This is a genomic window from Rothia nasisuis, from assembly GCF_928381405.1.
In the GTDB taxonomy this organism is placed as follows: domain Bacteria; phylum Actinomycetota; class Actinomycetes; order Actinomycetales; family Micrococcaceae; genus Rothia; species Rothia nasisuis.
Map to the genome: position 1 here is coordinate 149,878 of NZ_CAKMSB010000006.1, position 6,411 is coordinate 156,288.

Annotated in this window: 7 protein-coding genes; 6 read left to right on the forward strand and 1 reads right to left on the reverse strand. The window is 59.4% G+C overall.

All coding sequences use genetic code 11. The features are described from left to right. Positions 1-13: 13 nt before the first annotated feature. The 6 genes from L6966_RS07010 (at position 14) to L6966_RS07035 (ending at position 5,801) form a co-directional block, all read left to right on the forward strand. The gene (locus tag L6966_RS07010; RefSeq protein ID WP_083091957.1) at positions 14-622 is read left to right on the forward strand and encodes a TlpA family protein disulfide reductase; all 609 of its coding nucleotides are present in this window, start codon (positions 14-16) and stop codon (positions 620-622) included. After that, on the forward strand, positions 615-1,367 hold the full coding sequence (locus L6966_RS07015) for a cytochrome c biogenesis CcdA family protein (RefSeq protein WP_083091956.1): 753 nt from the start codon (positions 615-617) through the stop codon (positions 1,365-1,367). The genes L6966_RS07010 and L6966_RS07015 overlap by 8 nt, the downstream gene beginning before the upstream one ends. A 44-nt stretch (positions 1,368-1,411) precedes the next feature. Next, positions 1,412-3,010 carry a cytochrome c biogenesis protein ResB gene (resB, locus tag L6966_RS07020; RefSeq protein ID WP_237224668.1) on the forward strand — a complete coding sequence of 533 codons (1,599 nt, stop codon included), beginning with the start codon at positions 1,412-1,414 and terminating at the stop codon, positions 3,008-3,010. Between the two features lie 79 nt (positions 3,011-3,089). Next, positions 3,090-4,199, forward strand: coding sequence for a c-type cytochrome biogenesis protein CcsB (gene ccsB / locus L6966_RS07025; protein ID WP_237224667.1), 1,110 nt, complete (start codon positions 3,090-3,092; stop codon positions 4,197-4,199). Positions 4,200-4,370: 171 nt separating this feature from the next. Then, entirely contained in the window at positions 4,371-4,688 is a 318-nt protein-coding gene (locus tag L6966_RS07030; RefSeq protein ID WP_237224666.1) for a PadR family transcriptional regulator, read from the forward strand. A gap of 39 nt (positions 4,689-4,727) precedes the next feature. Then, positions 4,728-5,801, forward strand: a complete 1,074-nt coding sequence (locus L6966_RS07035) for a hypothetical protein (RefSeq protein ID WP_237224665.1) — start codon at positions 4,728-4,730, stop codon at positions 5,799-5,801. An 81-nt stretch (positions 5,802-5,882) separates the two neighbouring features. Here the strand turns inward: L6966_RS07035 and L6966_RS07040 are convergent, their stop codons facing one another. Continuing rightward, positions 5,883-6,329, reverse strand: a complete 447-nt coding sequence (locus tag L6966_RS07040) for a PLD nuclease N-terminal domain-containing protein (RefSeq protein WP_083091952.1) — start codon at positions 6,327-6,329, stop codon at positions 5,883-5,885. Positions 6,330-6,411 lie beyond the last annotated feature (82 nt).

Genomic DNA, 6,411 nt, shown 5'->3' on the forward strand with positions numbered 1-6,411 from the left:
AGGAATAGATTTCATGTCTTCAGCCCGCCGTATTATGGTGAACCGCAAACAGGCCCTGAGCATCGCCGCTCTAGGCTCTGTTGGGTTGCTCTCAGCCTGCTCGCCTAGCCAAGATTCCCTCGCTGCGCAGGCCGACGCGGGTGACTCTAAGGGCTACATCGCGGGGGACGGGTCGGTGACCGAGTACACCGAAGCTGAACGAGGTGAACCTGTAGAATTTGAGAGTGAACTTTTTGATGGCACCGTGGTGAAAGCCGCCGACCTGCGCGGCAAGCCCGCCGTCCTAAACTTCTGGTACGCAGGCTGTGCCCCCTGCCGCGCTGAGGCCCCCCTCCTTAACGAGCTACACTCTACCTACGGCGAGAGTATAGCCTTCTATGGCGCTAACGTACGTGACGAAAAAGGCACCGCTGAGGCCTTTGAAAAGAATTTCTCCGTGCCCTACCCCTCCTTCCGCGATATTACCGGCAAGGTCCTGCTGGCCATGAGCAAGTACGTGCCTGCCCAGGCGGTGCCGACCACCGTCGTCCTTGACGCCGAAGGGCGCGTAGCAGCCCGCATTCTGGGGCAGATTGACAAGTCTGTGCTCGGCACTCTGCTCGAAGACCAGGTTCGTGCCTAGCTTCGGTCAAATCGTTCTTGATGGCTCCCTCTGGCTCGCTCTGCCGCTTGCGGCCCTGGCGGGCCTGGTCTCGTTTGCCTCGCCCTGCGTGCTTCCGCTTGTTCCCGGCTACCTGGGGTATGTGACAGGGCTCTCCGGTGGAGAGATGAGCGCCCGCCGCCGCAACCTACGCATGGTCGCGGGCATAGGCCTCTTCATCCTCGGCTTTTCTCTCATCTTTGTGCTCATGTCAGTAGTCCTGGCCCAGTTGGGTGCCGCCCCCTGGCTCCGTGGCCAGCGCTGGGTAGACCTGGTGCTTGGCCTCCTTGTGATAGTGATGGGCTTGGTTTTCATGGGCCGTTTCTCCTTCTTTCAGCGCGACCGCAAAATTGAAGCGAAGCCCCCCGCCGGTCTTTGGGGCGCACCAATTCTAGGCCTGACTTTCGGCCTGGGGTGGGCACCCTGTATCGGGCCGACCTTCGCGGCGGTGCAGACTCTGGTCTACACCGGCGGCTCTGGGAACACCAAGGCCATCGTGCTGACCCTGGCCTACTGTCTGGGGCTGGGCATTCCCTTTTTGCTGGTCGCGCTCGGGGTGGCCCGTGGCGTCAGTACTATGAACTGGGCGCGTAAACACCGCCTGCTCCTCCAACGCCTGGGCGGTGGCATGCTCATCCTCATCGGTGTGCTACTGGCCAGCGGTATCTGGACGGCCATGATGTCGTGGTTTCAGGCCACCATGCCGGTCTATGAACTGCCCATCTAAACGCCCGCCCTTACTCTCCCCACCCGTAACTGATCTAGGACACCATGGCTGAAAAACACGACGCGCCAGCGCTCGGCCCCATCGAGATGCTCCGCTGGGCCTGGACCCAGCTCACCAAGATGAACACGGCCCTCTTTCTGCTGTTGATGCTGGCGGTCGCCGCCGTCCCGGGCTCCGTGTTTCCCCAGCGCATTCAGGATGCCGCCAAGGTCAACGACTACATCGAAGCTCACCCCACCTGGGGGCCCATCGCCGATAAGCTTCAGCTCTTCGATGTGTTCTCCTCAGTATGGTTTGCAGCTATCTACCTGCTGCTCTTTATCTCGCTCATCGGTTGTGTTATCCCGCGTGCTCTCAAACACTTCAAGACCATGCGCTCTGCACCAGCCCGCACTCCCAAGAACCTGACCCGGCTACCCCAGCACCGCACCCTCACTATTCCTGCGGCCGCCGGTGACCTGACAGCTACCCGGGCGATTGACGACGCAGCTAAGATTCTCAAGAAGCGCGGCTACCGGGTAGAGATACGCCAAGAAAGGGACGGTGTGGTGAACGTGGGTGCTGAACGCGGCTACCTGCGTGAACTCGGCAACATCCTTTTTCACCTGGCCATGATTGGTGTGCTCGTGGCGGTAGCAGTGGGCTCCCTCTTTGGCTACAGCGGTCAACGCATCGTCGTTGAGGACGAAACCTTTGTTAACTCTCTGGTCTCCTACGATTCTTTCAGCCCAGGCACCAACTATAACCCCGACTGGCTTACCCCCTACTCTGCCACCATGGACTCCATGGTTGTTGAATACGACCGCCAGCAAGGGTCGCCAACCTACGGCACAGACGTCCACTACGAAGCGACCTTCACTCTCAGCAACTCCGCTGGAGAGACCAAACAGCAGACCCTCAAAGTAAATGACCCCATCTACTTTGAGGGCACCTCAATGTACCTGCTGGGCAATGGTTACGCGCCAATCGTGCGTATTACTAATACTGACGGCACAGTTGCCTACGAGGGCCCTGTGGTAGGCCTGCCCTCCGGCAGTAGCTACCTCTCCTCGCTCGTGCTCAAGGTGCCGGATGCTCACCCCGACCAGCTGGGCCTCGTCGGAATGTTCCTGCCCACCGGCGAACGTACCATGGGGTCAGCGCCCACCTCTATTGACTCAGACCTCATCAACCCTATGCTGGTGCTCCAGAGCTATACCGGTGATCTGGGGCTAGACTCCGGTGTTCCGCAGAACGTCTATGTACTTGATGTTGACCAGCTGACCCCGCTCAATACGATGGCCTTGGGGAACGGTATCGTACTTGATGCAGAAGACTCCACCGCGACTCTGCCCGAGGGGCATGGCACTATTGAGTTTCTGGGCGTCAAACGCTATGCCGGTATTGAAATCCGCTCCGATCCCGGCCGCCCCATCGCTTTAGCGTCAGCCCTTCTACTTTTTGGTGGCCTGCTTATCTCTGTCTTCGTGGCCCGCCGCCGCGTCTGGGTGCGCGCCACCGAGACAGGCACCGGTGAGAGTGCCGTCCTCACTATCGAATACGGCCTGCTTGCTCGCGGCGAAGACCCCCGACTCGCCACGGAGGCAAACAAACTTACCGACCTCTTTGCCGAACGATGGGGGCTAGAATTTGATGAAGCCTAACCTACCCACGGCCCGCCCCGAGAAAGCCCAGCCGGGCACCGGCCCCCGCCCCTACCTCAACCTGTGAAGTGAGAACACCGTGTCAGAAGTCAACATAGAGCTCGCCCGCTGGAGCGAACTCTTTATGTATTTAGCATCCATCACCTACATGTTTGCCTTCGTCGCCTTCGCCTGGGACGTCGCCGCCCACTCACGCACCACCAAGCGGCTCGAAGAAGCAGCAACCGTTGGCGGCCAGGACCAAGAAAAAGAACTCGTGGGGGCAAGAACCGCCTCCTCAGGTTCTATCAACGCCAGGTCTGCCCGGCTCACTGGCACCGAGCAGGGAACCGGTGAACGCGGTATGGGCTACAAGCGCTCTGCCGCTACTAAGCTGTCTTCCCATGTTGCTGACTCAGATATGCGCTACGGCACCGGTGAACGCCGCCCCGCCGCCCGCGCTGGCGTCGTCATCCTTGCCCTGGGCTGTCTGATTCATGCAGCAGGTGTTTTCTCCCGGGCCTTTGCCGCCAACCGCGTTCCCTGGGGCAATATGTACGAGTTCTGCACTACCGGCGCCTTTTTGGTGGCGGCCGTCTACCTGATTTTCCTGGTGTTCCGTGACCTGCGCTTCGTTGGCACCCTGGTTTCGGGCCTGGTCTTGACCATGATGGTTGTTGCCAACGTCGTCTACCCCACCCCGGTCGGTCAGCTGGTTCCTGCGCTCCAATCCTACTGGCTGGTTATTCACGTCTCTATTGCTGTGCTTGCCTCCTCCATCTTCACCCTGACGTTCGCCATGGCCGTCCTACAGCTGTTGCAAACCTCCCGCGAACGCCGAATCCTTGCAGACCAAGACACCGCCCTGACCCGCCTGGGTTTCATGCGCCTGATCCCCTCCTCTACCGCCCTGGAGAACTTTTCTTTCCGTCTCAACACCGTCGGTTTCGTCATGTGGACCTTTACCCTGGCAGCCGGTGCTATTTGGGCGGAGAAGGCCTGGGGCCGCTACTGGGGCTGGGATACCAAAGAAGTCTGGACCTTCATCATCTGGGTTGTCTACGCCGCCTACCTGCATGCCCGCGCAACTCGGGGCTGGTCTGGCCCGCCTTCGGCCTGGCTCTCGATTGTTGGCTACCTCTGCGTGATTTTCAACTTCACCATCGTCAACGTCTTCTTCTCGGGCCTGCACTCTTACTCAGGGCTGTAAAGCGGTTTTAGCGCAACGTTTTCTCGCAGGTAAGGAGCCCTCGCACAAAGGTGCGGGGGCTCCTGCGTACCCTGGGAGGCTTTCTGGTGGGCTACTTGTACGGTTAAATCGCTCGAAGTCTTGAAAACCTATCTAGGTATATGATGTATTTAGGTAGAGAAGGAGGCGCCGATGAACCCCATCACCTATCCACCGGCCCTGGTACGAGCAACCCTGCCCACCGCCGTCCTGGCCTGCCTGGCTCAAGAGAACCTGCACGGCTACGGTTTAGCTGCCCGCCTCGAAGAACTGGGCTACGGCCGTCTGCGGGGCGGCTCCCTCTACCCGGCCCTCTCCAAACTCGAAGAAGCCGGGTACGTCACGACTACCTGGACGGAAGGGGAGAGCGGCCCCGCCCGCCGCCAGTATCAGCTCACGGACGCCGGTGCCCGCCAGCTCGCGAGCGAACGGGAAACCCTGGCCCGCCTTGCTCGTACCCTCGGAGTCTAAAGCTACCTGAACCGCCCCTACATGCCTCAAGGAGGAGACATGGCAAACAATCCCTACGAACGCCTGACTATCGCTATCGAAGAAGCAAGTGACAACCCAGCAGACGTGGACTGGGTACAAACTGCCTTCGCCACCCTGGCAAGCAACTACGTCAAAGCAGTCACCAGCGAGAGCGCCCTGCAGAAAGTAATCCGACAGATCACAGAAACCGGCGAAAGCGCCGCCGAGCTCTACGGCAGCCCCCAGGACTGGGCTACAGAAAAAATCACAAGCTGGCGCGAAAAAGGTACCCAAGCCTTTGCTACGGATGAACCACTGACCCTGCGGGCAGGAACCATCTCTGGCTTCTTCGTAGGAGCCATCTTTAGCCTACTTTTCTGGCTGATGAATCTATTACCTAGCGACAGTCCCTCCGACCAGCCCCTCGGCTTTTACCTGCTACCAGTGGTGCTGGGATTTGCCGTCATAATTCCACCCGTTATTTTCAGACTGGTTCGCGCTAAGGCCGGTTTTACAGCAGGAGCTCTGGTAACAGCCCTTATCGTGCTTCTTCTTGCCTGCGGCATAGGTTTTTCTCTGTTCTGGTCTTACGAAGTCGTCACAGCAACCTTTCCAGCCTGGTTTCATGTGGTTGTAGCTACAGGTTCTGCCCTGCTGGGTTCCCTAGCTACTGTGCTTCTTCCCAAGAGGCTCGCCCCCTCTCAAGAAGATACTGATAACTACAGCGAACCTGCCACCTGGCTTGAGCGCTTCACACAGGAGCTCTGGAACCGCGGTGATATTTCAGATGCCCGTGTGCGTGAAGAAGTCTCGCGCGTTAAAGAGCACGTAGCAGAAGGGGGCGGCAGCTACCTCGAAGAGTTTGGTCACCCGGCAACCTATGCCCGTTCCCTGTCACACCAGAAAGTAGTGAAACCCTACCGGCTTTACCTCTACTCTCTGCTGATGATCTTCTGCATAGGGTACTGGGGCTACGGAGTCTTCACGACTCAAGATACAGCCAGCCAAAGTTGGCGCCTACCCCTGCTGATAGTCGTCTTTTGTGCCTGGGCACTGGAGCTCTGCAAAAACTATCGGGCCTACCGTCAGACTAAGACACCCAGCAGCTCGTAGCCAACAGAAAACCCCACGCTCTATCACGAGATCCGTGTGTGAACCGCGGTGCTCGTGACACAGCATGGGGTCCGAGGCAAACTAAGAGTCACCCTCTTCTGACCCTGGGTGATCGGCATCGTCCTTGGGCGCAACAGGGCCGCCTCCCTGCCCGGTAGCATCCTCGCCCCGGAGGGAATCCTGACCACCGGCGTCCTTACGGTTTTTGCGTTGCTGCCACTCGGTGTCCTGGCGTTCGCGGCGGGCACGGGCCTCAAGGAACTTCAAAAACTCAGGGTCATCATCGGGAGCTACCGGTGGCTGAGCCGCAGGTGCCCCAAAAGACCCGTGACGCGACCTGCGCGGGCGCCCCAGCCAGAACCAGAGTACCGACCCCAGTAGGGGGAAAGGCACTAGCACAGCCAGCCAAGCCCACTTGGGCAAGGTACGAACGCGCAAGCGGTCGGTCTGGGCGGCGTCCAGAATCGAATAAATCCACACGCCCAGCAGGAGGGCGGCAACGCCAATAATCAAAATAGCTCTACCCATACCCCCATTTTTCCACGAACGCACCCGCCAGCCCCGCTTTGTGCGCTCACAGCGTGCTAGATGAGCGGACGCCCACCCGCCC